23 protein-coding genes are annotated in these 25,568 nt (G+C 72.3%); 11 read left to right on the forward strand and 12 right to left on the reverse strand.

Annotated features, from left to right (window positions below; translation table 11 throughout):
* Positions 1–21 precede the first annotated feature (21 nt).
* Entirely contained in the window at positions 22–846 is an 825-nt protein-coding gene (locus ACZ6ZT_RS13790) for a maleylpyruvate isomerase family mycothiol-dependent enzyme (RefSeq protein WP_469719141.1), read from the reverse strand.
* Between the two features lie 138 nt (positions 847–984).
* On the opposite strand from ACZ6ZT_RS13790, the gene ACZ6ZT_RS13795 reads away from it, so the two are divergent.
* Positions 985–1,797 carry a carbon-nitrogen family hydrolase gene (locus tag ACZ6ZT_RS13795; RefSeq protein WP_469719142.1) on the forward strand — a complete coding sequence of 271 codons (813 nt, stop codon included), beginning with the start codon at positions 985–987 and terminating at the stop codon, positions 1,795–1,797.
* Between the two features lie 28 nt (positions 1,798–1,825).
* Positions 1,826–2,209, forward strand: a complete 384-nt coding sequence (locus ACZ6ZT_RS13800; protein WP_469719144.1) for a hypothetical protein — start codon at positions 1,826–1,828, stop codon at positions 2,207–2,209.
* A gap of 9 nt (positions 2,210–2,218) precedes the next feature.
* Here the strand turns inward: ACZ6ZT_RS13800 and ACZ6ZT_RS13805 are convergent, their stop codons facing one another.
* Complete coding sequence (locus ACZ6ZT_RS13805; RefSeq protein ID WP_469719146.1) at positions 2,219–2,728, reverse strand: LURP-one-related/scramblase family protein; 510 nt, start codon at positions 2,726–2,728, stop codon at positions 2,219–2,221.
* A 32-nt stretch (positions 2,729–2,760) separates the two neighbouring features.
* Between ACZ6ZT_RS13805 and ACZ6ZT_RS13810 the strand changes: the two genes are divergently transcribed.
* The gene (locus ACZ6ZT_RS13810) at positions 2,761–3,567 is read left to right on the forward strand and encodes an ATP-grasp domain-containing protein (protein WP_469719148.1); all 807 of its coding nucleotides are present in this window, start codon (positions 2,761–2,763) and stop codon (positions 3,565–3,567) included.
* Here ACZ6ZT_RS13810 and ACZ6ZT_RS13815 read toward each other — a convergent pair.
* Entirely contained in the window at positions 3,530–4,690 is a 1,161-nt protein-coding gene (locus tag ACZ6ZT_RS13815) for an acyltransferase family protein (RefSeq protein ID WP_469719150.1), read from the reverse strand. The two genes, ACZ6ZT_RS13810 and ACZ6ZT_RS13815, sit on opposite strands and share 38 nt — an antisense overlap.
* Positions 4,691–4,727: 37 nt before the next feature.
* Positions 4,728–5,282 (reverse strand): Uma2 family endonuclease, encoded by a 555-nt coding sequence (locus tag ACZ6ZT_RS13820; RefSeq protein ID WP_469719154.1) that lies wholly within the window; start codon positions 5,280–5,282, stop codon positions 4,728–4,730.
* A gap of 103 nt (positions 5,283–5,385) precedes the next feature.
* On the opposite strand from ACZ6ZT_RS13820, the gene ACZ6ZT_RS13825 reads away from it, so the two are divergent.
* Positions 5,386–7,203, forward strand: coding sequence for an NHL domain-containing thioredoxin family protein (locus tag ACZ6ZT_RS13825; RefSeq protein WP_469719157.1), 1,818 nt, complete (start codon positions 5,386–5,388; stop codon positions 7,201–7,203).
* A gap of 64 nt (positions 7,204–7,267) precedes the next feature.
* On the opposite strand, the gene ACZ6ZT_RS13830 is transcribed toward ACZ6ZT_RS13825, so the two are convergent.
* From ACZ6ZT_RS13830 to ACZ6ZT_RS13850, 5 genes are all read right to left on the reverse strand, one after another.
* Positions 7,268–8,560 (reverse strand): M18 family aminopeptidase, encoded by a 1,293-nt coding sequence (locus ACZ6ZT_RS13830; RefSeq protein WP_469719160.1) that lies wholly within the window; start codon positions 8,558–8,560, stop codon positions 7,268–7,270.
* 103 nt (positions 8,561–8,663) lie between these two features.
* Entirely contained in the window at positions 8,664–9,398 is a 735-nt protein-coding gene (locus tag ACZ6ZT_RS13835; protein ID WP_469719163.1) for a hypothetical protein, read from the reverse strand.
* Positions 9,399–9,576: 178 nt separating this feature from the next.
* Complete coding sequence (locus ACZ6ZT_RS13840) at positions 9,577–11,403, reverse strand: acyl-CoA dehydrogenase (protein WP_469719635.1); 1,827 nt, start codon at positions 11,401–11,403, stop codon at positions 9,577–9,579.
* Between the two features lie 94 nt (positions 11,404–11,497).
* Positions 11,498–11,881 (reverse strand): ATP-binding protein, encoded by a 384-nt coding sequence (locus ACZ6ZT_RS13845; RefSeq protein WP_469719165.1) that lies wholly within the window; start codon positions 11,879–11,881, stop codon positions 11,498–11,500.
* Positions 11,878–12,087: a hypothetical protein gene (locus ACZ6ZT_RS13850; RefSeq protein ID WP_469719167.1), complete on the reverse strand. Its 210-nt coding sequence runs from the start codon at positions 12,085–12,087 to the stop codon at positions 11,878–11,880. Before ACZ6ZT_RS13850 ends, ACZ6ZT_RS13845 begins: the two co-directional genes overlap by 4 nt.
* 111 nt (positions 12,088–12,198) lie before the next feature.
* Between ACZ6ZT_RS13850 and ACZ6ZT_RS13855 the strand changes: the two genes are divergently transcribed.
* From ACZ6ZT_RS13855 to ACZ6ZT_RS13865, 3 genes are read left to right on the forward strand one after another with little or no spacing between them, the layout of a single operon-like run.
* Positions 12,199–13,119: a helix-turn-helix domain-containing protein gene (locus ACZ6ZT_RS13855; RefSeq protein ID WP_469719169.1), complete on the forward strand. Its 921-nt coding sequence runs from the start codon at positions 12,199–12,201 to the stop codon at positions 13,117–13,119.
* A complete protein-coding gene (locus ACZ6ZT_RS13860) occupies positions 13,037–13,267 on the forward strand; it encodes a DUF397 domain-containing protein (protein ID WP_469719171.1) in 231 nt (76 codons plus the stop codon). The genes ACZ6ZT_RS13855 and ACZ6ZT_RS13860 overlap by 83 nt, the downstream gene beginning before the upstream one ends.
* A gap of 10 nt (positions 13,268–13,277) precedes the next feature.
* Positions 13,278–13,724 (forward strand): SseB family protein, encoded by a 447-nt coding sequence (locus tag ACZ6ZT_RS13865; RefSeq protein WP_469719173.1) that lies wholly within the window; start codon positions 13,278–13,280, stop codon positions 13,722–13,724.
* Here the strand turns inward: ACZ6ZT_RS13865 and ACZ6ZT_RS13870 are convergent.
* A complete protein-coding gene (locus ACZ6ZT_RS13870; protein ID WP_469719175.1) occupies positions 13,721–14,650 on the reverse strand; it encodes a LysR family transcriptional regulator in 930 nt (309 codons plus the stop codon). The two genes, ACZ6ZT_RS13865 and ACZ6ZT_RS13870, sit on opposite strands and share 4 nt — an antisense overlap.
* Before the next feature lie 126 nt (positions 14,651–14,776).
* On the opposite strand from ACZ6ZT_RS13870, the gene ACZ6ZT_RS13875 reads away from it, so the two are divergent.
* A complete protein-coding gene (locus tag ACZ6ZT_RS13875) occupies positions 14,777–16,087 on the forward strand; it encodes an MFS transporter (RefSeq protein WP_469719177.1) in 1,311 nt (436 codons plus the stop codon).
* The gene (locus ACZ6ZT_RS13880) at positions 16,068–17,027 is read left to right on the forward strand and encodes a pirin family protein (RefSeq protein WP_469719179.1); all 960 of its coding nucleotides are present in this window, start codon (positions 16,068–16,070) and stop codon (positions 17,025–17,027) included. The genes ACZ6ZT_RS13875 and ACZ6ZT_RS13880 overlap by 20 nt, the downstream gene beginning before the upstream one ends.
* 97 nt (positions 17,028–17,124) lie before the next feature.
* Here ACZ6ZT_RS13880 and ACZ6ZT_RS13885 read toward each other — a convergent pair whose 3' ends face one another.
* Positions 17,125–19,314 carry a SpoIIE family protein phosphatase gene (locus tag ACZ6ZT_RS13885; protein WP_469719182.1) on the reverse strand — a complete coding sequence of 730 codons (2,190 nt, stop codon included), beginning with the start codon at positions 19,312–19,314 and terminating at the stop codon, positions 17,125–17,127.
* A gap of 136 nt (positions 19,315–19,450) precedes the next feature.
* On the opposite strand from ACZ6ZT_RS13885, the gene aspS reads away from it, so the two are divergent.
* Entirely contained in the window at positions 19,451–21,286 is a 1,836-nt protein-coding gene (aspS, locus tag ACZ6ZT_RS13890) for an aspartate--tRNA ligase (RefSeq protein ID WP_469719185.1), read from the forward strand.
* 85 nt (positions 21,287–21,371) lie between these two features.
* Here the strand turns inward: aspS and ACZ6ZT_RS13895 are convergent, their stop codons facing one another.
* On the reverse strand, positions 21,372–23,075 hold the full coding sequence (locus tag ACZ6ZT_RS13895; RefSeq protein WP_469719188.1) for a VWA domain-containing protein: 1,704 nt from the start codon (positions 23,073–23,075) through the stop codon (positions 21,372–21,374).
* Between the two features lie 294 nt (positions 23,076–23,369).
* Between ACZ6ZT_RS13895 and ACZ6ZT_RS13900 the strand changes: the two genes are divergently transcribed.
* On the forward strand, positions 23,370–25,460 hold the full coding sequence (locus ACZ6ZT_RS13900; RefSeq protein ID WP_469719190.1) for a PhoX family protein: 2,091 nt from the start codon (positions 23,370–23,372) through the stop codon (positions 25,458–25,460).
* The last annotated feature ends 108 nt before the right edge of the window (positions 25,461–25,568 follow it).

The raw sequence follows: 25,568 nt of genomic DNA on the forward strand, positions 1-25,568 counted from the left end.
GGCGGGCGGCGGCGTCCGGGGCTACGGAGTCACCGCGAAGGCCGCCAGGATCGCGTCGGCCAGCTCCGGGTCGCCCTCCGTCTTCACCCGGTCGGCCACCGCCCGCGGCCGCACCCGGCCCGCGGCGAGCCGTACGTACGTCTCCCAGTCCAGGGTGAGCGTCACGGCGGGGCCCAGCGAGGGCGTCTCGTCCAGGGTGGCCCGGCCCGTCGCATCGACGCGTACGGTCCGCATGAACTCCAGCTGCCCGTGCACGTCCAGGACCACCGCCGAGTTCGGCGGCGCGCCAGCGCCCTTCGCGACCACCTTGGGCAGTCCGGCCAGCAGGATGTCCCGCGCCACGTACGCGCCCGGCGAGTCCCAGTTGCCGGGTACGCCCAGCGCCGCCCGCAGGTCCTGCTCGTGGATCCACACGTCGAACGCGCGCAGCCGCAGCGCGAACTCCAGCGTCACCTGTTGGCCCAGCGGCCCCCGCACCAGGGTGGCCGGATCCCGCTTCTCGTTGCGGAGCTGACGCTGCCGCCGGATGACCGTGTACTCCAGCTCGGAGGTCATCTCCGGGGCGGTGTGGTGGCGTCGGACGTCGACCTGCACCTCCATGTACCGGGTGAACTCGTCGACCACGTGCCGCAGGTCGCGGGGGAGCGTGTGGATCGGCCGGGGGTCCCCGAGCTGCTCGCATTCGATGCCGATGATGTGGGACACGACGTCCCGGACGGACCATCCGGGGCAGGGAGTCGCCCGGTTCCACTCGCTTTCGGCCAGCGGGAGGACCAGCTCGGTTATCGCCTCGATGGAATGCGTCCACGCGTCGGCATAGGGCTCAAGGCTGGGATGGACGGTCAACGGGACCCCTCGCGTGCAGTTTCAGTGGCGCGTTGTGGACTATTCCCAAAACTACGCTGCCGATGAGCACCCCGGCAGCGCTTTCGTGTGACGATCGTAGGCCCGAGTTGACGGCCGATGAGCCAGGACGGTGGTACTGTGCGCGCTTCTCTGATCCAAATCGCGGTGGACGACGGGGAGTCGGTGGCGGCCCGGCGCTCGCGCGCGGCCGAACTCGTACGGGACCAGGGGGACAGCGACCTCGTCGTGCTGCCCGAGCTGTGGACGGTCGGGGCGTTCGCCTACGAGCGGTTCGAGACCGAGGCCGAACCGCTGGACGGCCCCACGTACGCGGCCATGTCCAAGGCCGCTCGCGACGCCGGGGTCTGGCTGCACGCCGGCTCGGTCGTCGAGCGCGCCGGGGACGGCTCGCTCTACAACACCGCGCTCGTGCTGAACCCGGCGGGCGAGCTCGCCGCGACCTACCGCAAGGTCCACCGGTTCGGCTTCGACGAGGGCGAGGCGGTGCTGATGTCGGCCGGGGACTCGCTGACGACGGTGGCCCTGCCGGAGCAGACCCTGGGCCTGGCCACCTGCTACGACCTGCGCTTCCCCGAGCTGTTCCGGGGCCTGGTCGACGCGGGCGCCACCACCCTGGTCGTCTCGGCGGGCTGGCCGGCCCGGCGGCGGGCCCACTGGACCCTGCTGAACCGGGCGCGGGCCGTCGAGGACCAGTCGTACGTACTCGCCTGCGCGCTGGCCGGCACGCACGCGGGCGTCGAGCAGTCCGGGCACAGCCTGGTGGTCGACCCGTGGGGCGAGGTGCTCGCGGAGGCGGGGCCGGGGGAGGGCGTCCTGACGGTGGATCTGGACCCGGCGAAGGTGGCGGCGACGCGGGAGCAGTTCCCGGCGCTGAAGGACCGGGTGCTGGGCCTGCGCACCCCGGGCGGGGCAGCGGACACCGGCTCATGATCCGGCGCGGACGGGGCAGGACACGGCCATGAGCCAGCGCAGCGAAGTCGCGACAGGCACCGCCGAAGCCGCCGAAGCCGCCGGGGCCGACGCCACCGATGCCGACGGCGGCGGAGCCACCGAAGCCGCAGTCGAGGCCGCCGCCGAGCCGCACGACCCCGCGCCCGGCGAGTGCGCGGCGCGCGACCGGGTGCGCGCCGAGGCCACCGGCATGGCCCACCACGAGGCCGAACACGCCCTGGAGGCCGCCCGCCGCGCCGGGGCGGCTCCGGCCGTCGTGGCGGAGTGGGAGCGCATCGAGGAGCACCTCGTGGACCACGGCGGGCCCTACGCCCCCGAGTCCGACCCCTACGTGCAGGGCCAGCTCACCGCCCGCGCCCACCACGACGGCCCGCACGGCCGCCGCCCCTGACCCGGAGCCCTACTCCCCCTCCCCGTCCCCCTCCCGCTCCTTCTCGGCCATCCGGATCACGCACACCGCGACCGCGATCAGCAGCGCCGGGTCGGCGTCCTCGCGGACCACATCGACGGCGTACGTCTCACGGACCCGGTACCACTGGCGGGAGATCAGCGCGAGCAGCTCGCCCTCGTACTCGACCCGGAACTCGCGGTCCAGGATCCGCCCGCTGACGTCGAGTTCCGTGTCGCCGTCGGCCAGCGTGACGCGGAAGTGGTTGCGCAGCAGGGACAGCCGCTTGCGGCGGATCACCGCGAGCCGCCGCTCGTCCCGCTCCAGCGTCATCGCGTCGCGCAGGGCGAACAGCTTCGCCCGCAGGGTGATCAGGATCCGGCCGTCGCGGTCCTTCAGCTCCAGGGTGTCCCGGAAGCGCAGCGCCTTCCCGTCGACCAGGAAGGCGGGGCGGCCGTCCTCGTCCTCGATCCAGTAGTCGTCCCCGATGGCCAGCAGTTTGTCCCGTACGAGGTATTTCATGCGCTGATCGTTGCCCGCGATAGGTTGCCGCCATGCCTCTCCTCTACGTGACCGACCTGGCCTACCCGGCGCGCGGGCGCCGCTACGGCGACGAGGACATATTCCTCACCGCCCGGCTCCGCGAGCACTTCCCCCTGGCCCTGTGCCACCCGCTGGACGCGGCGGCCCTGCTGCCCGGCTTCGACGCGGTGATCGTCCGCAACAGCGGCCCGGTCCTGCACTACCAGGAGGCGTACGACGCCTTCCGCGCCGCCGCGCTCGCCGCCGGGACCCGCGTCTACAACCCGCTCACCGGGCGCGGCGACATGGCCGGGAAGCAGTACCTGCTCGACCTGACCGCCGCCGGGTTCCCGGTCATCCCGACCGTCGACGACCCGGCCGACCTGCGCCTGCTGCCGCGCGTCCCCGCGTACGCCGTCAAGCCCAAGCAGGGCGCCGACTCCATCGGCCTGACCTTCACCGCCGAGCCGGCCGGGACGCCCGGGGAGGTGCTGATCCAGCCGCGGATCGACTTCGCGTACGAGGTGTCCTTCTACTTCGTGGACGACGCCTTCCAGTACGCCCTCTACGCACCCGACCCGGAGCGCCGCTGGGAGCTGGCCCCGTACGAGCCCACGGAGGCGGACCTGGTGTTCGCGCGCCGCTTCGTGGAGTGGAACACCCTCGCGCACGGCATCCAGCGCGTCGACGCCTGCCGCGCCCCCTCCGGCGACCTCCTCCTGGTCGAACTGGAGGACCTGAACCCCTACCTCTCCCTGGACCTGCTCCCGCCCCGCACCCGCGATTCCTTCGTCGCGGCCCTCACGGCCTCGCTGCGCTCGTTCCTCGCCACGCCCTGAGCAGCAGCCGCCGCCCGGGAACCTCCACCCAGCTGTGCAGGGCCCAGGCAAGGGCGAGCGACACCGAGAAGGCGGCCGCGAGCGCCAGGAGGCCGCCGTTCCACATGGGGAGCTTGGGGTGCCCGCCGAAGAGGTGCTCGCCGGTCCGGATCACCAGGATGTGGACCATGTAGAACGCGAAGGAGACCTCGCCCAGCCGGACGCTGAGCCGGCCCCGCCAGGGCGAGGGCTCCCCCGCCAGGTCGGCCCGCGCGGCGGCGGCGATCAGGCAGGTGAAGCCGACGACGGTGCAAGCGACGGAGCGGTAGGCGTAGTCGGCCTGGTAGCTGAGGAAGTAGCCGCCCATGGCCAGCGCGAGGGAGACGGTCAGGCCCGGGCCGCGCCAGCGCCCGGAGCGCACCAGTTCGGCGACGGCGATGCCGAGCACGAACTCGGGGAGGCGCACCAGCGGGAAGAAGTACCGGGACCAGACCGTGCCGTCGGGAACACCGGTCAGCGCCCAGACGGTCGGCACGGCCACCACCGCGGCCAGCGCGAGCCCCGCGACGGGCCAGGCCCAGCGCGGCCCGAGGCGGCGCAGCGGCCACAGCAGCAACGGGAAGCAGAGGTAGAAGAACGCCTCGCAGGCCAGGGACCAGCTGACCGGGTTGAGCCCCTGGAAGTACGGGATCTCCAGCACCCAGGACTGCACGAGCCCCAGGTTCGCCGCGAGCGGCCCCGCCCCCTGCCGGGTGTCGGGCGCGAAGACGACGCCCATCACCAGCGCGAACCCGGCGGTGACCAGGTGCAGCGGGTACACCCGCGCGAACCGGCGCCGGTAGAACGTCAGGATCCGCCACCCGGTCGGCGCGGTGGCACTGGACCACGCGAGGACGAACCCGGAGAGGACGAAGAAGAACGACACCCCGCTGCTGCCGGCCCCGAAGGCGAAGGTGACGAGGTCGTTGGAGCGGCCGCCGAAGTACTCCACGATGTGCACGTGATACAGGAACACCATCAACGCGGCGGTCCACCGCAAACCGGTCAACGACGGCAACGGGACGGGCCGCCCGCCCTGCGGAGCGCGCGTACGGTCGGTTCCGGATATGAGCTCGGTCGTCGCCACGGCCGGAAAAACTAGCACGCCCGGCTATTCCGCTTCCCGTGCGCGCCGACCGGCGTCAGAGGCCGCTGGTGTCCAGCTCGATCCCGAACGGCTCCGGCAGCCGCACCGGCGTCCCGAAGGGGTGGGGCCCGTCGACCCCGGTGTAGCCGAGCCGGCCGGGGCCGGAGAAGAGGGTGACGGTCTTGTCGAGCCGGTCGACCAGCAGGTAGAGGGGGGCGCCGTACTCGGCGTACCGCTTCCGCTTGACGACGCGGTCGGTCTCGGCGTCGGACTCGGAGGTGATCTCGACGATCAGCAGCGTCTGGTCGGGGAGCAGGGACGCGGCGCCGCGCGTGATGTCCTCGGGGACGACGGCGATGTCGGGCACGTACCAGTTCGGTGATCCGGGCAGATCCAGATCACCGGAGCCCATCATGCAGCCGAGCGCTTCCACGACGCCCGAAAGCCGCGTACGGACGCTGTCCCGAGCGGACTCGTGACCCCAGTCGGGACACACGGAGCCGACGACGCCCTCGACGAGTTCGTCCCGCCCGCCCCGGGCCCGTCGCACGGCGTGCTTGAGCGCCCTTTCGGGGCCGGTTCCCGCGCCGGAGGCGTCCGCGGTGGTCATCCCGTACGCCTCCTTCGGTACCTGCGGCCAGGCTCGCACGGCGGCCTGCGGGCTGTCGTCACCCCTTCGGGTGCACTTCGGCGCAGGTGGCACTCTTGGGGGCATGAATGCTGCCGCGCCCGCACCCCGCCGTGCCCGAGTCCGTGCCCCCGAGCTGATCGGCAAGGGGGGGTGGCTCAATACCGGAGGGGTCTCCTACAGCCTGGCCGATCTGCGGGGGCGCATCGTCATCCTCGACTTCTGGACCTTCTGCTGTGTGAACTGCCTGCACGTCCTCGACGAGCTGCGTGAGCTGGAGGCGAAGCACCGGGACACCGTGGTGATCATCGGGGTGCATTCGCCGAAGTTCGTGCACGAGGCAGAGCACGCGGCGGTCGTGGACGCCGTCGAGCGGTACGGGGTGCACCACCCCGTCCTCGACGACCCCGAGCTGGCCACCTGGAAGCAGTACGCGGTGCGGGCGTGGCCCACGCTCGTGGTGATCGACCCCGAGGGGTACGTCGTCGCGCAGCATGCCGGTGAGGGGCACGCGCACGCCATCGAGCGGCTCGTGGAGGAGCTGGAGGCCGAGCACGCCGCCAAGGGGACGCTGCGGCGCGGTGACGGGCCGTACGTGGCGCCCGAGCCGGTCGCGACCGACCTGCGCTTCCCCGGGAAGGCCCTGCTGCTCGACAGCGGGAACCTGCTGGTGTCGGACTCCACGCGGCACCAGCTCGTGGAGCTGGCCCCGGACGGGGAGAGCGTCGTACGCCGCGTCGGCGGCGGGGAGCGCGGTTTCGGGCCGGACGCCTTCAGCGAGCCGCAGGGTCTGGCGCTGCTGCCCGACGGCCGGGTGGTCGTCGCCGACACCGTCAACCACGCGCTGCGGACGTACGACCCCGCCACCGGCGCCGTCGAGACCGTCGCCGGGACCGGCCGGCAGTGGTGGCAGGGTTCGCCCACCTCCGGCCCGGCCCTGGAGGTGGACCTCTCCTCGCCCTGGGACGTGGCCTGGTGGCGGGGCCGGGTGTGGATCGCCATGGCGGGCGTGCACCAGCTGTGGACGTGGGACCCGCAGACGGGCACGGTCGCGGTGGCCGCCGGGACGACCAACGAGGGGCTCGTGGACGGCCCGGCCGCCGAGGCCTGGTTCGCGCAGCCGTCGGGGCTGTCCGCCGCCGGGGACCGGCTGTGGATCGCCGACTCCGAGACCAGCGCACTGCGCTACGTGGAGCCCGACGGCGACGGCTACGCCGTCCGCACCGCTGTCGGCACCGGTCTGTTCGACTTCGGCCACCGCGACGGCGACGCCGCCCAGGCCCTGCTCCAGCACCCCCTCGGGGTGACCGCCCTGCCGGACGGCTCGGTCGCGGTCTGCGACACGTACAACCACGCGCTGCGCCGTTACGACCCCGCCACCGGCCAGGTCACCACCCTCGCCACCGATCTGCGCGAGCCCAGCGACGCCGTCCTCGTCGGCGAGGACATCGTGGTCGTGGAGTCGGCCCGGCACCGGCTGACCCGGCTGCGGCTGCCCGAGGAGGCCGTACGGGTCGACGCGGTCGCCCACCGCACCCGGCGGGCCGCCACCGACGTGGCCCCCGGCACGCTCCGCCTCGACGTGGTCTTCCAGGCCCCGGCCGGGCAGAAGCTCGACACCCGTTACGGGCCCTCCACCCGGCTGCTGGTCTCCTCGACCCCGCCGGAGCTCCTCACGGCGGGCGAGGGCCCCGGCACGGACCTGTTCCGCGAGCTGGCGCTGAACCCGGACGTCACCGAGGGGGTCCTGCACGTGTCGGCGATGGCCGCCTCCTGCGACGACGACCCGGCCAACGAGTACCCGGCCTGCCACGTCCACCAGCAGGACTGGGGCGTCCCCGTCAGCGTCACCCCGGACGGCGCCACCCGCCTGCCGCTGGTCCTGGCCGGCCTGGACGCCTGACCCCGCGCACCCGCGTGCCCGGCCGCCCGTCTCCGAGAAGCGGCCGGCCGGGCACGCGGGCCGCTCAGCCCTCCAGGAAGGACAGGAGGGCGTTGGCCAGGAGGAACGGGTCGTCGGCGCCGCACAGTTCGCGGGCGGAGTGCATCGAGAGGATCGCGACGCCGATGTCGACCGTCTGGATGCCGTGGCGGGCGGCCGTGATCGGGCCGATCGTGGTTCCGCAGGGCATCGAGTTGTTGGAGACGAACGTCTGCCACGGCACCCCGGCCCGCTCGCAGGCCCCCGCGAAGACGGCGCGCCCGCTGCCGTCCGTCGCGTACCGCTGGTTGACGTTGACCTTCAGGATGGGGCCGCCGTTGGCGCGCGGGTGGTGCGAAGGGTCGTGCCGCTCCGCGTAGTTGGGGTGCACCGCGTGCCCGGTGTCGGAGGAGAGGCAGATGGTGCCGGCGAAGGCCCGTGCCCGGTCCTCGTAGCTGCCGCCGCGCGAGAAGACAGAACGTTCCAGCACGTTGCCCAGCAGCGGCCCGTCGGCGCCGGTGTCGGACTGCGAGCCGTTCTCCTCGTGGTCGAAGGCCGCCAGCACCGGGATGTGGTCCAGAGCCGGGTTCGCCGAGACGGCGGCGAGCGCGGCGACGCCCGCGTGCACCGACAGCAGGTTGTCCATGCGCGGGCCGGCCAGCAGCTCGCGGTCGCGGCCCAGGTAGGCGGGCGGCTCGATCGAGTGGACCATCAGGTCCCAGCCCGCCACCGAGCCCTGCGCCAGGCCCTCTTCCTCCTCCAGGAAGGCGATCAGGTCGCCCTCGCGCGCGTCGCCGAGTCCCCAGATGGGCTGCATGTGGCGCTGCTTGTCCAGCTTGAGGCCGTCGGTGTTGACCGACCGGTCCAGGTGCACGGCGAGTTGGGGTACGCGCAGCAGCGCGCGGTCCACGTTCACCAGCCGCTCGGTGCCGTCGCGCAGGCTCAGCCGCCCGGCGAGGCCGAGGTCGCGGTCGAGCCAGGTGTTGAGCAGGGTGCCTCCGTAGATCTCCACGGCGACCTGCCGCCAGCCCTGCGAGCCCGTGTCCGGGACCGGCTTGACCCGCAGGTTGGGGGAGTCGGTGTGCGCGCCGACGATCCGGAAGGGGGTGTGCGGGGCCGCGCCTTCCGGTACGTACCAGGCGATGAGCGCGCCGCCGCGCAGGACGAACCGGCCTCCCGTGCCCGAGTCCCAGGCGTCCTGTTCCGACAACTGCCTGAAGCCTGCCTTTTCCAGCCGCTCCGCCGCGTTGGCCACGGCGTGGTACGGCGACGGACTGGCCGTCAGGAAGGTCATCAGGTCGTCGGTGTGGCCGCGGTCGAAGCGGGCGGGAGAGCTCATGTGGTTCACCTTAACGACGGTCGTGTTCGCCATGTCCGGGCCGCGGCGGATAGCCGGAACGGCAGGGGGCCAGGGGCTGTTTGGCCCCGCGGTCCCGTCGTTCTCAGCCCGGTGGGCGCTCGAATCTGCGCTGCAATTGTCGGCGCTCGCCCCGGCGGATGCGCGGGAGCATCTCGGGGGTCTGCGGCGGGCGCTGCGCGCGTCTTCTGCGTCCGGCGCAGAAGATACAGGCCTCACCGGGCGGGGCATCGGGGTCGACGGGCGCGCCGGGGTGCTCGGAGCAGCCGGAGGCGCCGCGCGGCCGGGACAGTTCGCGGGCGACGATGAAGGCCCGGTGGAGGTCGTCGGCGATGCGCACGAAGTCCTGGTCGGGCGAGCCGAGCGTGAGGTGGAAGCGCTGCTCGTCGATGGCGCGCAGGTACCGGCGGAGCACGTCGAGCGTGTACGGGGGCTCGGGCACGGGGTAGCCCAGGCGCCGCTGCTCGCCCGCCGGGGCGGGGCCCGCGGCGCGGCCGCCGTGCAGTCGGCGGCCGAGGCGGCGCCGGTCGTTGCAGATCAGGCAGCGGCCCCAGCCCTCGGGGGCCTCGGGGTCGAGGGCGCCGTTGGGGTGCTCGGGGCAGCCGGTGTAGCTCTTGGCGGGGGCGAGGGCGGAGGCCGTCCGGAAGGCGATGTAGAGGGCGTCGGCGACGGGCTCGTACTCGGCCGGGTGCGCGCCGTCGTAGAGCTCGGTGATCCGGTCGCCGAGGGCGCCCACGTTCGCCTGGAGCTCCTTGAGGGCGTACGGCCGCCCGGTGGGGACGGAATACCCCCTGCTGGTGTGCTGCTCCTGTGGACTCATGCCTACGAGCGTCCCATGAACGGCCGACATCGGAGAACGCCCCCGGTGGGGGGCTCGTCACACGTGGCGCACGCGGCACACCCGGCGGGCGGCCTCGCACGCGCCGGCGGCCGGGCCTCCGTGCGGAAGGCCCGGCCGCTGTGCGCTCAGCGCGTGCGCGCGGGGGGAGCGGAGCCGGCTAGAAGGCGGCCTCGTCCAGCTCCATGAGGGAGTTGTCGACCGACTCGGCCAGCGCGCGCTGGACGGAGACGCCCGGCAGCACCTGACCGGCGAAGAACTTCGCGGCGGCGATCTTGCCGGTGTAGAAGGCCACGTCCTTGGCGGAGGCGGTGGCGAGCTTCTCGGCGGCCACGGCCGCGCCCTTGAGCAGCAGGTATCCGACGACGACGTCGCCGGAGGCCATCAGCAGGCGGGTGGTGTTCTGGCCGACCTTGTAGATGTTCTTGACGTCCTCGCCGGTGGCGGTGAGGTCGACGATCATCTGGCCGACTATGGCCTCCAGGTCCACGGCGGCCTTGGCGAGGGCGTCGCGGGCGGGGGCCAGGTCGTCGCCGCCGGGGCCCTCGGCGAGGAACTTCTTGATCGTCTCGGAGAGGACGTTCAGCGAGGCGCCCTGGTCGCGGACGATCTTGCGGAAGAAGAAGTCCTGGCCCTGGATCGCCGTGGTGCCCTCGTAGAGGGTGTCGATCTTGGCGTCGCGGATGTACTGCTCGATCGGGTATTCCTGGAGGTAACCGGAACCGCCGAAGGTCTGCAGCGACTGGGCGAGCTGCTCGTAGGACTTCTCCGAGCCGTAGCCCTTGACGATCGGCAGGAGCAGGTCGTTCAGGCCGATCTCGGCGGAGGCGTCCTCGCCCGCGGCCTGCTTGACCTGGATCGTGTCCTGGACGGAGGCGGTGTACAGGACGAGGGCGCGCATGCCCTCGGCGTACGCCTTCTGCGTCATGAGGGAGCGGCGCACGTCGGGGTGGTGCGTGATGGTGACCTTGGGGGCCGTCTTGTCCATGAAGTTGGCCAGGTCCGGACCCTGCACGCGCTCCTTGGCGTACTCCAGGGCGTTCAGGTAGCCGGTGGAGAGCGTCGCGATGGCCTTCGTGCCGACCATCATGCGGGCGAACTCGATGATCATGAACATCTGGCGGATGCCGTCGTGCTTGTCGCCGATCAGCCAGCCCTTGGCGGGGTGGCGGTCGCCGAAGGTCATCTCGCACGTGTTGGAGGCCTTGAGGCCCATCTTGTGCTCGACGTTCGTCGCGTACACGCCGTTGCGCTCGCCCAGCTCGCCGGTCTCCCAGTCGAAGTGGAACTTCGGGACGAGGAAGAGGGACAGGCCCTTGGTGCCGGGGCCGTGGCCCTCGGGACGGGCGAGGACGTAGTGGAGGATGTTCTCCTCCATGTCGTGCTCACCGGACGTGATGAAGCGCTTGACGCCCTCGATGTGCCAGGAGCCGTCGTCCTGCTGGACGGCCTTGGTGCGGCCGGCGCCGACGTCCGAGCCGGCGTCCGGCTCGGTCAGGACCATGGTGGAGCCCCAGCGCTTCTCGACGGCGAGCTGCGCGACCTTCTTCTGCGCCTCGTTGCCCTCTTCGAAGAGGATCCCGGCGAAGGCCGGGCCGGAGGAGTACATCCAGATGGCCGGGTTGGCGCCGAGCAGCAGCTCCGCGTAGGCCCAGATGAGGGAGCGGGGCGAGGTGGTGCCGCCGATCTCCTCGGGCAGGCCGAGCCGCCAGTACTCGGACTCCATGAAGGCCTCGTAGCTCTTCTTGAAGGAGGCCGGGACCGGGGCGGTGTTGGTGGCGGGGTCGAAGACCGGCGGGTTGCGGTCGGCGTCCTCGAAGGAGGCGGCCAGCTCGTTCTCGGCGAGGCGGGTCAGCTCGGAGAGGACGCTCTTGGCGGTCTCGGTGTCCATCTCCTCGAAGGGACCGGTGCCGTACAGCTTGTCGCGGCCGAGTACCTCGAAGAGGTTGAACTCGATGTCGCGGAGATTCGACTTGTAGTGCCCCATGGCGACGGCTCCGTTAAGGCTCGGGGAGACAGGTTCCTCGTACATACCAATCGGTAATGTCATGATGCTACCCGCCGGTAATAACGCGCAACCCTTACCGCCGGGACTGTGACGCTGCTCTCGGCAGCTCGCACCAGACCGTCTTGCCGTCCGGCCGCGGCACCACCCCCCACCGCAGCGCCAGCGCCGCCACCAGGGCGAGCCCCCGCCCGGATTCCTCGTCCGGCTCCGCGCGGCGGTGTACGGGGCGGGTGTGCGGATCGGGGTCGGTGAGCTCGACCCGCGTACGGGTTGCCCTTCCGGTGATCCGCAGCGTGACGGGCGTGCCTTCGCCGAGGTGGGCGATCACGTTGGCCAGCAGTTCGGTGACGCAGAGCTCCGCGTCGGGGGAGTCCCGGGCCCCGAGGTGTTCCCGTACGGCGTGCCGCAGCAGGGGGGCCGCCTGCGGTACGGCGCGCAGCCGGATGGTGAGCGTCACCGGCCGGCCAGCACGTCCGCGAGGCGCTGCGCGGTGGCGGCGCTGCAGTTGCCGAGGCTGATCAGGGGCGGGCGGGTGGTGCCGATCGCGGCGTACGAGGGGAGGTGCAGGTCCAGCGAGGGAAGCGTGATCCCGTGCGAGGCCAGCGCGGTGCGGAGTTCTGTGAGGGCGGTGATCGCTACGCGGTCGGCGGTGTGGTCGCTCATGGGGGTTCCGTTCTGTGCGGAGTGTGACGAACCCCTCACAGGCTGCTGCCCATCGCCGTACCGTGGGAAGGGTTTCCAGTCCACAGCGCGAAGTGTGGAAGGCAGGCGAAGGTGGCCCGACGCAAGGAGATCGACGGCTCGGCGAGCGTTCCGGCGTTCTACGGCAAGGAACTCCGTTGGAAACGGGAGCGGCTGGGCCTCACACTCGAAGAGGCCGTCGAGGGCAGCTACTACGGAGTGAGCTACCTCAGCGAGATCGAACGGGCTCAGCGCCGAATGCCGTTGGACCTGGCTCGGCACGTGGACCGTGTGCTGGGCACGGACGGATTCTTCGAGCGGTGCTGCGAGGACGCGCGCAAGGCCCGTCACGTTGGCCATACCGACTACGCCGAGAAGGTCTTGGAGGCGGAGAAGATCGCCGAGACGATCGAGGAGTGGTGTCCGAACGCCATCCCGGGGCTGTTGCAGACGGCTGACTACGCGCGTGCGCTGGCGAAGGCCGAAAGCCCGCTGGAACACCCCGAGGAGACGAACGTGCTGATCCAGGCACGGCTGTCACGGGCGGCACTCTTCGACGGCGACCACACGAAGCCTGCGTACTGGGTCGTGATGCACGAATCGCTGCTTCGGCTGCCGATCGTCGCGCCCGAGTTGATGGCGGCGCAGCTCGACCACATCGCGGCCTTGGTGCGGCGGCGGCGCATCGTTCCACAGATCGTTCCGTGGAACGTCGGAGCGCACCCTTTCATGTCAGCGGGCATCACCCTCATCATGACCTTCGCCGCCGCACCGCCGCTGGTCTATACGGAGTCGCTGCACAGCGGTCTGACCGTCGAAGATCCGGCCAGCGTGCAGCGGTACCGAAGGTCGTACGATCTGCTGAGGGCCGTCGCGCTACCGCCGGAGGCGTCCCTCGCCATGATGGAGGCGGCCGCAGAGGACTACCGAAATGGCAAGCAGGGAAACCAACTTGAGCGCGGCGCGCTGGCGCACGAGCAGCTATACGAACAGCGAGGGCGGCACATGCGTTGAGGTGGCGGACGGGGTCACAGGGTTCGTCCCCGTCAGAGACTCCAAGCGGCCCGGCGGGGACGTCCTCGTCCTCACGGCGGCGGCGTGGGAACCGTTCCTCTCCTCACTAAAGGGCGGTCTCGGCCCGGGCGGCTCCCGGCCTCGGTAGGCTTCGGCCCATGTACGGCTACGACCAGAACCCGGGCGCCCAGCAGCAGTACGCGCAGCCCCAGCAGGGCTACGCGCCGCCGCTGTACCCCGAGCCGTCCCCGCCCTCGCTCGCGGACGCCGTACGGGCCTTCACCACCGGGTCGCTGTCCGCCGAGGACTTCCAGCAGATCTTCTCCGGTTCGAAGGTCTACTGCCCGCGCGGCGACACCCCGGGGTTCCTCGCGCTGCACAACACGCAGCAGCCGGTGATCCCGATGTTCACCACGCTCAAGGAGCTCCGCCGGTACGCCGGCAAGGACTCGAAGTACTTCGTGATCACCGGCGCCGAGGTGATCGACCTGCTCCCCACCGGCTACGGCTTCGTCCTCGACATGGAGGGCGACCACCGGATGGTCTTCGACGCCAAGGCGGTCGAGCAGATGGTCGACTTCGCCATGCGCCGCATGTACGGCTAGCGCGGGAGCGTCCAGCGCGGGACCCAGGTCCCGGCGGCGCCGGGTGCCGTGGTGGCCAGGTGCTCGCGGAGCGCGGCCAGGCCGGGGTGCGGGTTGTCCCGGTGCCAGAGCAGCGAGTGCGGGTAGACCGGCGTCGGGCCGGTCACCGGGATGCGGCGCAGGCCGTGACCGGCGGGCCAGATGAGGCGGGTGTGCTCCCCCATGAAGGTGGCCAGGGCCGGGGTGTCGGCGACGGTGTCGAGGAGCGCGTCGGAGCCGAAGTTGGGGCCGGTGGCCTCGATGGTGAGCCCGTACTCGGCGACGAGGTCGTCGTAATAGGCGCCCCACTCGGTGCCGGGGACGATGCCGGGCATCCAGATCCGGTGCCCGGTGAGCCGGGCCAGGGGCACCGACCGGGCGCCCGCCAGCGCGTGGGCCGGGCCGGTGAGCAGCTGGAGCGGCTCGTCCAGCACCCGGACGGACTCGATGTCCTCGGGCAGGGGCCGGCCGGGCGCGGCGACGGCGCGGAACGACGCGTCGATGGCCCCCGAGCGCAGCGCGGTGACGGCCGCCTCGATCTCGAACAGCATCAGCACGTCGAGCTCGATACCGGGGTGCGCGCGGTGGAAGCCGCGCAGCAGGCCCGAGCCCGCGCCGCGTGAGTTGATCACGTCGACGCGCAGCGGGCGGTGGCCGCCCCGTACGGAGGCGGCCGCGCGCTCGGCGACGCGCAGCAGCTCGCGCGCGTGGGGCAGGAACGCCTGGCCGTCGATGGTGGGTTCGGCGCCGCGCGGGGTGCGGGTGAACAGCCGCACGCCGAGGGTGTGCTCCAGCGCGGCGACGCGTTTGGAGACGGCCTGCTGGGTGATCGACAGGTCGGCGGCGGCCCGCTGGAACTGGCCCGCCTCCGCGACGGCGACGAAGGTCCGTACCGCTTCGAGGTCCATGCCGGCCCACCCTAGTGAACAACCGGTGGTTGTGGTGGGTCGGCGCATCGGTTGTTTGACCTGCGGTGGTCCCGCGCGGTTGGGTCCCACGGGTCAACGTCGGTTTGTGCGGATGGGGGGCCCGGCATGGCCAGGAGACGGCTGGGGCGGCGTTTCGGCTGGCTGTGGGCGGCCTACGCGGTGAGCGCGTACGGGTCCGGGGTGGGGTTCGGGGCCCTGCCGCTGATCGCCGTCCTGGTGCTGCGGGCCGGCCCCGCCGAGGTGTCCGTGCTGTCCGCGGTGGGGCCCGCGGTGGGGGCGCTGCTCGCGGTGCCGCTCGGGCCGTGGGTGGAGTTCCGGCGCAAGCGCCCGGTGATGATCGCGGCGGACCTGGTCCGGTGCGCGGTGATGGCGACGATCCCGGTCGCCTACGCCTTCGGCCGGCTCGGGTTCGTCCAGCTGCTGGTGGTCTCGGCCGTCGTGGCCGCGTCCAAGACCGCGTTCAACGCGGCGAGCGGCGCCCACCTGAAGGCCCTCGTCGGGCCGGACGACCTGCTCGTCGCCAACGCCCGGTTCGAGTCGACGAACTGGAGCTCCATCGCGGTCGGGCCCCCGCTCGGCGGGGCGGCCATCGGCCTGTTCGGGCCGGTGGTCACCGTGGTGGCCGACGCGCTGAGCTACCTGCTCTCGGCGCTCGGCATCGCCGCGATCCGCGGCCGGGAGGAACCCCCGCCGAGGGCCGTCGCGGGCGCGGGCCGGGGCGGCGGGCTGCTCGACGGCTGGCGGCACATCCTGGGTCACCCGGGCCTGCGGGGCCTCTACCTCAACCAGCTGTTCGTCGGGGGTCTGATCATGGCCACCGAGCCGCTGCTGGCCGTGCTCCTGCTCGGCCGGCTCGGGTTCCCGCCCTGGCAGTACGCCCTCGCCTTCGCCGCCCCCTGCCTGGGCGGCCTGGTCGGCTCGCGGCTGGCCCGCCCGGTCGCCGCCCGCTTCGGCCGGCGCCGGGTCTTCCGTACCGTCGGCACCCTGCGCGCCGTCTGGCTGATCGGGCTGGCCTTCGTCCGTCCCGGCGTGGCCGGGCTCGTCACGGTGATGGCCGTCGAGCTGGCGATCATCGTCAACATGAGCCTCTTCACCCCGGTGCTGGCCACCTACCGGCTCGAACAGACCCCCGCGCACCTGGTCGCCCGGACCCTGTCGGCCTGGTCGATCGGCCAGCAGGCGTCCATCGCGCTCCTCACCGCGCTCGGCGGGCTGCTCGCCGGCCTCACCGGCCCGCGCACCGCCCTCGCGGCGGCGGGGCTGCTCATCCTGGCCACGCCCCTGCTGCTGCCCCGGTGGTGCGACCGGGAATGCGACGGGGGTGGGGGCTGTTCTCTGCGGTGTGGCAGAAAGTTCGACTTTCAACTAAAGTCGATGCCAGAAGGAGGTCCTGACCATGCCCGCAGTGACTGTTGAGAACCCGTTGACCCTTCCGCGCGTGGCCGCGCCCCAGGCGGCCCAGGCGCGCAAGGTGGTGGCCGTGTCCACGGCCCCGGGCGGTTTCGAGGGCGAGGGGTTCCCGGTGCGCCGCGCGTTCGCCGGGATCGACTACCAGCACCTCGACCCGTTCATCATGATGGACCAGATGGGCGAGGTGGAGTACGCGCCGGGCGAGCCCAAGGGCACCCCCTGGCACCCGCACCGCGGCTTCGAGACCGTCACCTACCTGATCGACGGAACCTTCGTCCACCAGGACAGCAACGGCGGCGGCGGAGTCATCAACGGCGGTGACACCCAGTGGATGACCGCCGGGTCCGGCCTCCTGCACATCGAGGCCCCGCCGGAGTCCCTCGTCGTGTCCGGCGGGCTCTTCCACGGCCTCCAGCTGTGGGTGAACCTCCCGGCCTCCGACAAGATGATGCCGCCGCGCTACCAGGACATCGGCGGCGGCCAGGTCCAGCTGCTCACCACCCCCGACGGCGGCGCCCTCCTCCGCGTCATCGCCGGTGAGCTGGACGGGCACCAGGGCCCCGGCATCACCCACACGCCGATCACGATGATCCACGCCACCGTCTCCCCCGGCGCCGAGGTCACCCTGCCGTGGCGCGAGGACTTCAACGCCCTCGCCTACGTCATGGCCGGGCGCGGCACGGTCGGCGAGGAGCGCAGGCCCGTCCAGACCGGACGGACCGCGGTGTTCGGCGCGGGCGGCTCGCTCACGGTACGGGCGGACGAGTCCCAGGACTCCAACGCCCCGGACCTGGAGGTCGTCCTGCTCGGCGGCCGGCCCATCCGTGAGCCGATGGCGCACTACGGCCCGTTCGTCATGAACAGCCGGCACGAGCTCCAGCAGGCCTTCGACGACTTCCAGGCGGGCCGGCTCGGCCGGATCCCGACCACGGAGCGCACGAAGTAGCGCGGGGGGTTCACAGGGGAGCGGGTCCGCAGGGGTCCGCTTCCCGGGGGTGAGGGTGCCAGGGGTGCCCCCGCCCCGTTCCGGCGGCGGGGCGGGCCTACCGCGTGGCCGCGTCCTCGGCCTCGTCTTCGCCCTCGTCCTCGTCCGGTTTCGAGCGTTCGTACAGCTCGAACCAGATCGACTTGCCGGCGCCCCGGGGGTCGACCCCCCAGGTGTCGGCGAGCATCTCCATCAGCAGCACCCCGCGCCCGCTCGACGCCATCTCACCGGGGTGGCGCTTGTGCGGCAGCTCGTCGCTGGCGTCCGCGACCTCGACGCGCAGCCGCCGTGTGCCCAGCTCGCCGGCCGCCTCCGCGACCAGCAGCGCGTCGCCGTCGGTGTGCACCAGCACGTTGGTCACCATCTCGGACACCATCAGCACCGCCGAGTCCACCTGGTCGGCGTCCGCCCAGTCGTGCAGCAGCTCCCGGACCTGGCGCCGCGCGCCCGCGATCCGCTCCGGCTCCGCCTGCGCCACCGTCAGCACCGTGCGCCGCGCGGGCCGGGTCCCGTGCGGGTCGGGGGTGCCGCAGCCGCGGGCCGCGCCCTCGCGGCAGAGCAGCAGCACGGCTATGTCGTCCTCGCGGCGGTCGGCCAGCGGGCCGGTGGTGTGGTGCGAAGAGGGCCCGTGCACGGCCTGGACCAGCTGGTCGGCCAGTTCCTCCAGGCTCTGCGCCTCGTGCGCCCAGGACTCCAGCACGGACCGCAGCCGGGCCCAGCCGGTGTCCAGGTCGTGCCCGCCGGTCTCGATCAGCCCGTCGGTGCAGAGCATCATCGTCTCGCCGGGTTCCAGGGCGAAGCGGGTCGTCGGGTAGTCGGTGTCCGGAACGATGCCGAGCGGCAGGCCGCCCGCCGTCGGCCGCATCAGGACGGTGCCGTCCGGCATCCGGACCGCCGGGTCGGGGTGCCCGGCCCGGGCCACCTCCAGCCGGCCGGTCTCCGGGTCGCACTCCACGTACAGGCAGGTCGCGAAGCGCGGGCTCTGGTAGTCGGAGTCCCCGGAACCGGCGGGGTCCGACTCCTGGGAGGAGCAGAGCCCGGCCAGGAAGCGGGAGGCCCGCGAGAGCACCGCGTCCGGCCGGTGCCCCTCGGACGCGTAGGCCCGTACGGCGATCCGGAGCTGCCCCATCAGGCCCGCGGCCCGTACGTCGTGCCCCTGGACGTCGCCGATGACCAGCGCGAACCGGCCCGAGGGCAGCGGGATCATGTCGTACCAGTCCCCGCCCACCTGGAGCCCGCCGCCGGTCGGGACGTAGCGCGCGGCGATGGCCATGCCGGGGATCTCGGGCCCCAGCTGGGGCATCATCGACCGCTGGAGACCGGTGGTGAGTTCCCGTTCGGACTCGGCGACGCCGGCCCGCTGGAGGGCCTGGGCCAGCATCCGGGCCACCGTCGTCAGCACGGAGCGCTCGTCGGGCGAGAACGTCACCGGGTGCTTGAAGGCGGCCATCCAGGCGCCCATGGTCCGCCCGGCCACGATCAGCGGCAGGAAGGCCCACGAGACCCGGCCGAAGCGCCGGGCCAGCGGCCAGGTGACCGGGAAGCGCTCCCGGTACTCCTCCGGGGTGGGCAGGTAGATCGCCCGGCCGGTCCGGACCACCTCGGCCGCCGGGTAGTCCGTGTCCAGCCGCATGTCCGCGAAGGGGCTCTCCTCCCCGGGCTCGTGCCCGTGGTGCCCGATGACCGACAGCCGCTCGCCCGATACCCCGAAGACGGCCAGCCCGTCCGGGCTGAAGCCCGGCATCGACAGGGAGGCCGCCACCCGCAGCACCTCCTCCGTGGAGCGGGCCTCGGCCAGCGCCCGGCCCGCGTCCAGCAGGAAGGCCTCGCGGGAGCGGCGCCAGTCGCCGGTGATGGTGGTGTGCACGGCCGTGGTGCCGGGCTGCGGCTCGGCGATCTCCTGGATGGTGCCGATCAGCTCGTAGTCGACGCGGCCGTCGGGGCACCGGTTCTCCACCGGCTTGCTGCGGCTGCGGACGGTGCGCAGCACGCGTCCGTCCTCGTCCATGATCCGCAGCCGGGCCTCGGCGAGGGTGTCCTCGGCCACCGCCAGGTTCACGATGCCGTTGATCTCGTTCCAGTCGACCGGGTGGAACCGGGAGCGTACGGCCACCTCCGGGAGGGTGACGGGCTCGGCGGGCAGCCCGAGCAGCCGGGCGGCCTCGCCGTCGAGGGTGACCGTCCCGGAGGCGTTGTCCCATCGCCACAGGCCGGTCGCGATGGCGGCCAGGACGTCCTCGGTGCGCACCCGGTCATTTTGACAGGTGATCCCACCGGGGTGCCTGTTCACCGCCCTCTCCGGGCGCGCCCGCCGGGCGGCCCGCCCGGACGGTAACCTTGGGACGGTTGAATCCACCCTGGTATCGCGTAGAACTGGATGACTGATGCATCGGTACAGGTCCCACACGTGCGGCGAGCTCCGTGCCTCCGACGTCGCCTCCGACGTCCGGCTGAGCGGCTGGCTGCACAATCGTCGAGACCTGGGCGGCATCCTCTTCATCGATCTGCGTGACCACTACGGCATCACGCAGCTCGTCGCCCGCCCCGGCACCGCGGCCGCCGCCGTCCTGGACAAGCTGTCCAAGGAGACGGTCGTGCGGGTCGACGGCAAGGTCGTCTCCCGTGGCGCCGAGAACGTCAACCCCGACCTGCCCACCGGCGAGATCGAGATCGAGGCCGCCGAGGTCGAGGTGCTGGGCGCCGCCGCCCCGCTGCCCTTCACGATCAACACGGACGACGGGGTGAACGAGGAGCGGCGCCTGGAGTACCGCTTCCTCGACCTGCGCCGCGAGCGCATGCACCGCAACATCATGCTGCGCTCGGCGGTCATCGCGTCGATCCGCTCCAAGATGGTGGCCCTCGGCTTCAACGAGATGGCGACCCCGATCCTCACCGCGACCTCCCCCGAGGGCGCCCGTGACTTCGTCGTCCCCTCCCGCCTGAACCCGGGCAAGTTCTACGCGCTGCCGCAGGCGCCGCAGCAGTTCAAGCAGCTGCTGATGATCTCCGGCTTCGACCGGTACTTCCAGATCGCGCCCTGCTTCCGCGACGAGGACGCCCGCGCCGACCGCTCGCCGGGCGAGTTCTACCAGCTCGACGTCGAGATGTCCTTCGTCGAGCAGGAGGACGTCTTCCAGCCGATCGAGCGCCTGATGACCGAGCTCTTCACCGAGTTCGGCAACGGCCGCGAGGTCACCTCCCCCTTCCCGCGGATCCCGTTCCGCGAGTCGATGCTGAAGTACGGCAACGACAAGCCCGACCTGCGCGCCAAGCTGGAGCTCGTCGACATCACCGACGTCTTCGCGGGTTCGGAGTTCAAGGCGTTCGCCGGCAAGCACGTGCGCGCGCTGGCCGTCCCGGACACCGCCGGGCAGCCGCGCAAGTTCTTCGACGGGCTCGGCGAGTACGCGATCTCGCTGGGCGCCAAGGGCCTGGCCTGGGTGCGCGTCGGCGAGGACGGCGCCCTGACCGGCCCGATCGCCAAGTTCCTCACCGAGGAGAACGTCAAGGTCCTCACCGAGCGGCTGGGCCTGGCGGCCGGGCACGCGGTGTTCTTCGGCGCGGGCGAGTTCGACGAGGTCTCCAAGATCATGTCGGGCGTGCGCGTGGAGGCGGCCAAGCGGGCCGGGCAGTTCGAGGAGAACGTCTTCCGCTTCTGCTGGATCGTCGACTTCCCGATGTACGAGAAGGACGAGGAGACCGGCAAGATCGACTTCTCCCACAACCCCTTCTCGATGCCGCAGGGCGGCATGAAGGACCTGGAGGAGAAGGACCCGCTCGACATCCTGGCCTGGCAGTACGACATCGTCTGCAACGGCATCGAGCTGTCCTCCGGCGCCATCCGCAACCACGAGCCCGAGGTCATGCTGAAGGCCTTCGAGATCGCCGGTTACGAGGCCGAGACGGTCGAGCGGGAGTTCGCGGGCATGCTGCGCGCGTTCCGCCTCGGCGCCCCGCCGCACGGTGGCATCGCCCCGGGCGTGGACCGCATCGTGATGCTGCTGGCCGACGAGCCGAACATCCGCGAGACCATCGCCTTCCCGCTGAACGGCAACGCCCAGGACCTGATGATGGGCGCGCCGACGGTGCTGGAGGAGTCCCGTCTGCGCGAGCTGAACATCGCGCTGCGCAAGCCGGTCGAGACGAAGTCCGCCGCCTCCGGCTCGGAGCGGCCGGTGTCGGACGCGGTCGTCCCGGACGCGGGGTCGCCGCGCGGCTGATCCGCCGCCGCAGCGCCGTAACGCGTGAAGGCGGCGCCCCCTCCGGGTGGAGGGGGCGCCGCCTTCGGCGTTTTCGCGGAGTCTTTTAGAAGTGCTCCAGGACGCCCTTGAGGAGGGCGGCCGAGGTCAGGTCGGCGGGGGCCGGGCCGGCGTGGAAGAAGCCGGCGTTCTCGGCGTCCAGCTTGCGCAGGAAGTCGAAGGCCTTGTTGTCGTGGTCGCCGAACGCGACGAACTGCCAGTGCACCTCGGGGGCGGTCTCCGCCGCGTCGGTGAGGGCCTGGCGGGCGGGCTGGCGGTTGTCGGGCGCGCCGTCCGTCTGGAAGACGACCAGGGCCGGGCCGCTGCCGCCGTCCTTGCGGTAGCGCTCCAGGACGGCCTCCACGGCCACGTGGTAGCTGGTGCGGCCCATGCGGCCGAGCTCGGCGTGCCGGGTCTCGACCCAGGCCGCGTCGTGGTCGTCGAGGGTCAGCTCGGCGGTGCCGTCCACCTCGGTGGAGAAGAACACCGTGTGGACGGTGGCCTCCTCGTCGAGGTGCGCGGCCAGGGCGAGGGTGTGGTCGGCGAGGTACTGGGCGCTGCCGTCCTTGTAGAAACCGCGCATGGAGCCGGAGCGGTCCAGCACCAGGTACACCTTGGCGCGGGCGCCGGTCCTGCCCTTGGTGCGGAGCACCTGGGCGGCGGCCTTGTACGGGGCGGCCACACCGGCCGCCCGCCGCCGTACCGCTGCCGCGGGGATGGCGGGACCCTGCTCGGCGCCGGTGCCGGCGCCGGACTCCGCCGGGGCGTCGGTCCGGGATTCCGTGTCGGCGGCGACGGCCTGGGGCTCGACGGCCTCGGGCTCCGCCTTGGCGGCGGGCTTCGCCTCGGGTTCGGCCTCGGCGGCCACCTCCGGGGCCGCAGCCTCGGGCTCGACGGCTTCGGGCTCCGCGTCGGCGGTGACGGCCTGGGCCGGGGCGGCCGCGGGCTTCGCCTTGGCGGCGCGCTTCGCCCTGGGCTTCGCCGGCGCCTCGGGCTCCGCGTCGGTGGCGGCGGCTACCGCCAGTGCGGCCTTGGGCTCGGTGTCTACGGGCTTCGCCTCGGCGGCGGGCTCGGCCTCGGGCTCGGTGGCTACGGGTTCCGCGTCAGCGGTGATGGCCTCCGGCTCGGCGGCTTCGGGTTCCGCCTTGGCGGCGGGCTCGGCCTCCGGCTCAGCGGCCTCGGGCTCCGCGTGGGTGGCGGCGGCTTCCGGTTCGGCGGGTGCGGGCTCGGGTTCCGCCGTGGCCTGGGCCGGGGTGGCCTCCGGCTCGGCGGTCTCGGGCTGCGCGTCGGCCCGTACGGTCTCCGGCTCGGCGGCCTCGGCCTCGGGCTCCGCCTGGGCGGCGACGGCTTCGGCCCGTACGTCGGCCTCCGGCTCGGTGGCTTCGGGCTCCGCGTCGGCCCGTACGGGCTCCGGCTCGGCGGGGGCGGGCTCGGGGCGCGCCTCCGCCTGGGCCGGTACGCCGGCCGCGGCGGCGGGCTCCGAGGGGGTCTCGGCAGCCGCCGGAGGCGACGGGCGGCGGGCCTCCGGGACGGTCGGGTCCGCCACCGGCGTCGGGGCGGTGAGCACCGTACCCGGCTCGCGGTCCCGGGGCGCGGACTGCGGGGGGACGGTGGGGTTGTCGAAGGAGGCCGCCACCAGTTCGGCGGCCGCGTCCAGGGGGTTGCGTTCCGCCTGGCTGGGGACCGCCGCCGAGGTGGAGGAGTCCGACGTCTCCGGAACCGGCTCGGCAGACCGTCCGAACACCTTGCGCAACAAGCTCCGAATACCCATGGGCCAGGCCTTTCGCATGAGTGTGTGAGTCATTTGTCCGTGCTGCGCGGTTGATCCCTGCCCAGAGTGGACACGTAAGGTTATCGGCCCCTTGGCTGGAACTTCGGCAGGGGCGTCATTCGTGGCGCCCAGCCAACCAGGGATTCGGCCGCTCCGCCCGAACTGCCGCTCCGCCGTGCCGGGTTCATCCGGCGTTCACTCCGGCGCCGCCGCCCCGGCGCACCCCCCGCCTAGCGTCACCGCTGATTCGTACCGACACGCTGTCGGCGCCGTGCACTCACCGGAGGACACCTCGTGCGCAAGCTCCTGCCGCTCCTCGGCAACCCGCATGGGAGCGGCCGTTCCGCTCTCACCTGCCGCTACCGCTGCGGCGACGCATGCTTCCACGAGGTGCCCAACACCAGCGACAACGAGTACGTCGGCGACGTCATAGCCCGCGCCTACTCGCGCCGCTCGATGCTGCGTTCCGCCGCCATCGTGACGATGGCGACCGCCGCCGGCACCGCCGTCACCCTCGGCGCGGGCGGCGGCCAGTCCGCCGAGGCGACCCCGACCGCCGACCCCAAGGCCGGTACCGGCGAGGCCGCCCGCGGCCTGCGCTTCAAGGCCGTCGCGCCGAACACCGACGACCGCGTCACCGTCCCCGAGGGCCACGACCAGAACGTGGTCATCCGCTGGGGCGACCCGATCGTCAAGGGCGCGCCCGGGTTCAACCCGGACAAGCAGAGCGCCGCCGCCCAGGCCGGGCAGTTCGGGTACAACAACGACTTCCTCAGCCTGCTCCCGCTCGGCAGCGGCTACGAGCGCCAGCAGCTGCTCGTGGCCAACCACGAGTACACCGACGAGAACCTGATGTTCAAGGGCTACGACCCGGCGAACCCGACCCGCGAGCAGGTCGAGATCGCCTGGGCCGCGCACGGCCTCGGCGTCGTAGTCGTCCAGGAGGACCACCGCTCCGGCAAGCTGACGGCGGTAGGCCGCCACCAGCTCAACCGCCGCCTCACCGCCACCAGCGAGTTCCGCCTCACCGGCCCGGCCGCCGGCAGCCCGCTGCTGAAGACCTCCGCCGACCCGACCGGTACGAAGGTGCTCGGCACGCTCAACAACTGCTCGGGCGGCACCACCCCGTGGGGCACCACCCTGCACGGCGAGGAGAACTTCAACCAGTACTTCGCCAACGCCGGGCAGGTCACCGACCCGGCCGAGGCCGCCCGCCTGAAGCGCTACGGCGTGACCGCCGGCGCCACCGAGCGCAAGTGGGAGCGGTTCGACAAGCGCTTCGACTGCGTCCAGGAGCCCAACGAGACCCACCGCTTCGGCTGGGTCGTCGAGCTGGACCCGTACGACCCGGACTCCACCCCGCGCAAGCGCACCGCGCTCGGCCGCTTCAAGCACGAGGGCGCCCAGCCCCGGCTCACCGAGGACGGCCGTCCGGTCGTCTACATGGGCGACGACGAGCGCTTCGACTACTTCTACAAGTTCGTCTCCTCGAAGCAGATGAAGAAGGGCGACTCGCGCGCGGCGAAGGAGCACAACCTCACGCTGCTCGACGAGGGCACCCTCTACGTCGCCAAGCTCAGCGGCGACTCCCCGGCCGAGCAGTTCGACGGCTCCGGCAAGCTGCCCGAGGACGGCCAGTTCGACGGTTCCGGCGTCTGGATCAAGCTCGCCACCGCTGCCCCCTCCGGCAACGTCTCGCACGTGCCCGGCATGAGCGCCGAGGAGGTGTTCGTCTTCACCCGCGAGGCCGGTGACAAGGTCGGCGCCACCAAGATGGACCGCCCCGAGGACATCGAGCCGAGCCCGCGCACCGGCCGCGTCTACGTGGTCCTGACGAACAACACCGACCGCGGCAAGCCGGGCAAGGAAGGCGCCACCGAGCCCAACCCGCGCAACCAGAACAAGCACGGCCAGATCCTGGAGCTCGCCGAGAACTTCGACGACCCGGCGGGCGACGGCTTCGCCTGGCGGCTGTTCCTCGTCGCCGGTGACCCGAAGGACCCGTCGACCTTCTTCGCGGGCTTCCCGAAGGAGAAGGTCAGCCCGATCTCCTGCCCGGACAACGTGACCTTCGACCCGCACGGCAACCTGTGGATCTCCACGGACGGCAACCAGCTCGGCTCGCACGACGGCCTGTTCGGCGTCGCCACCGCCGGTGAGCGCCGCGGTGAGCTCAAGCAGTTCCTCACCGTGCCGCGCGGCGCCGAGACCTGCGGTCCGCTGGTCCAGGACAAGCGCGTGCTGGTCGCCGTGCAGCACCCGGGCGAGATCGACGGCGCGTCCGTCGAGAAGCCGCAGTCGGTATGGCCAGACGGACCGGGCAAGATCGTCCGCCCGGCGGTCGTGTCGGTGTGGCGCAAGGACGGCAAGAACATCGGCGTCTGACCCCGGTACGCCGAACCGCCCCGTGCGCGGGGCCGGTTGACCGCCCTGTGGCAGCCGCCCGACCGGCAGCCGCAGGGCCGTCACCGCGCCCCCGTCCGGGGCGTCGGC

This window comes from Streptomyces sp. NPDC102258 (assembly GCF_055584685.1).

Excerpts from the sequence above, each read along its gene's own strand:
- ACZ6ZT_RS13880 (WP_469719179.1), top strand. The coding sequence starts at position 16,068 with ATGCCCGCAGTGACTGTTGAGAACCCGTTGACCCTTCCGCGCGTGGCC.
- ACZ6ZT_RS13805 (WP_469719146.1), bottom strand. The coding sequence starts at position 2,728 with ATGAAATACCTCGTACGGGACAAACTGCTGGCCATCGGGGACGACTAC.
- ACZ6ZT_RS13895 (WP_469719188.1), bottom strand. The coding sequence starts at position 23,075 with ATGGGTATTCGGAGCTTGTTGCGCAAGGTGTTCGGACGGTCTGCCGAG.
- ACZ6ZT_RS13800 (WP_469719144.1), top strand. The coding sequence starts at position 1,826 with ATGAGCCAGCGCAGCGAAGTCGCGACAGGCACCGCCGAAGCCGCCGAA.
- ACZ6ZT_RS13830 (WP_469719160.1), bottom strand. The coding sequence starts at position 8,560 with ATGAGCTCTCCCGCCCGCTTCGACCGCGGCCACACCGACGACCTGATG.
- ACZ6ZT_RS13870 (WP_469719175.1), bottom strand. The coding sequence starts at position 14,650 with ATGGACCTCGAAGCGGTACGGACCTTCGTCGCCGTCGCGGAGGCGGGC.
- ACZ6ZT_RS13865 (WP_469719173.1), top strand. The coding sequence starts at position 13,278 with ATGTACGGCTACGACCAGAACCCGGGCGCCCAGCAGCAGTACGCGCAG.
- aspS (WP_469719185.1), top strand. The coding sequence starts at position 19,451 with ATGCATCGGTACAGGTCCCACACGTGCGGCGAGCTCCGTGCCTCCGAC.
- ACZ6ZT_RS13860 (WP_469719171.1), top strand. The coding sequence starts at position 13,037 with ATGGCAAGCAGGGAAACCAACTTGAGCGCGGCGCGCTGGCGCACGAGC.
- ACZ6ZT_RS13840 (WP_469719635.1), bottom strand. The coding sequence starts at position 11,403 with ATGGGGCACTACAAGTCGAATCTCCGCGACATCGAGTTCAACCTCTTC.
- ACZ6ZT_RS13810 (WP_469719148.1), top strand. The coding sequence starts at position 2,761 with ATGCCTCTCCTCTACGTGACCGACCTGGCCTACCCGGCGCGCGGGCGC.
- ACZ6ZT_RS13875 (WP_469719177.1), top strand. The coding sequence starts at position 14,777 with ATGGCCAGGAGACGGCTGGGGCGGCGTTTCGGCTGGCTGTGGGCGGCC.
- ACZ6ZT_RS13825 (WP_469719157.1), top strand. The coding sequence starts at position 5,386 with ATGAATGCTGCCGCGCCCGCACCCCGCCGTGCCCGAGTCCGTGCCCCC.
- ACZ6ZT_RS13835 (WP_469719163.1), bottom strand. The coding sequence starts at position 9,398 with ATGAGTCCACAGGAGCAGCACACCAGCAGGGGGTATTCCGTCCCCACC.
- ACZ6ZT_RS13820 (WP_469719154.1), bottom strand. The coding sequence starts at position 5,282 with ATGACCACCGCGGACGCCTCCGGCGCGGGAACCGGCCCCGAAAGGGCG.
- ACZ6ZT_RS13850 (WP_469719167.1), bottom strand. The coding sequence starts at position 12,087 with ATGAGCGACCACACCGCCGACCGCGTAGCGATCACCGCCCTCACAGAA.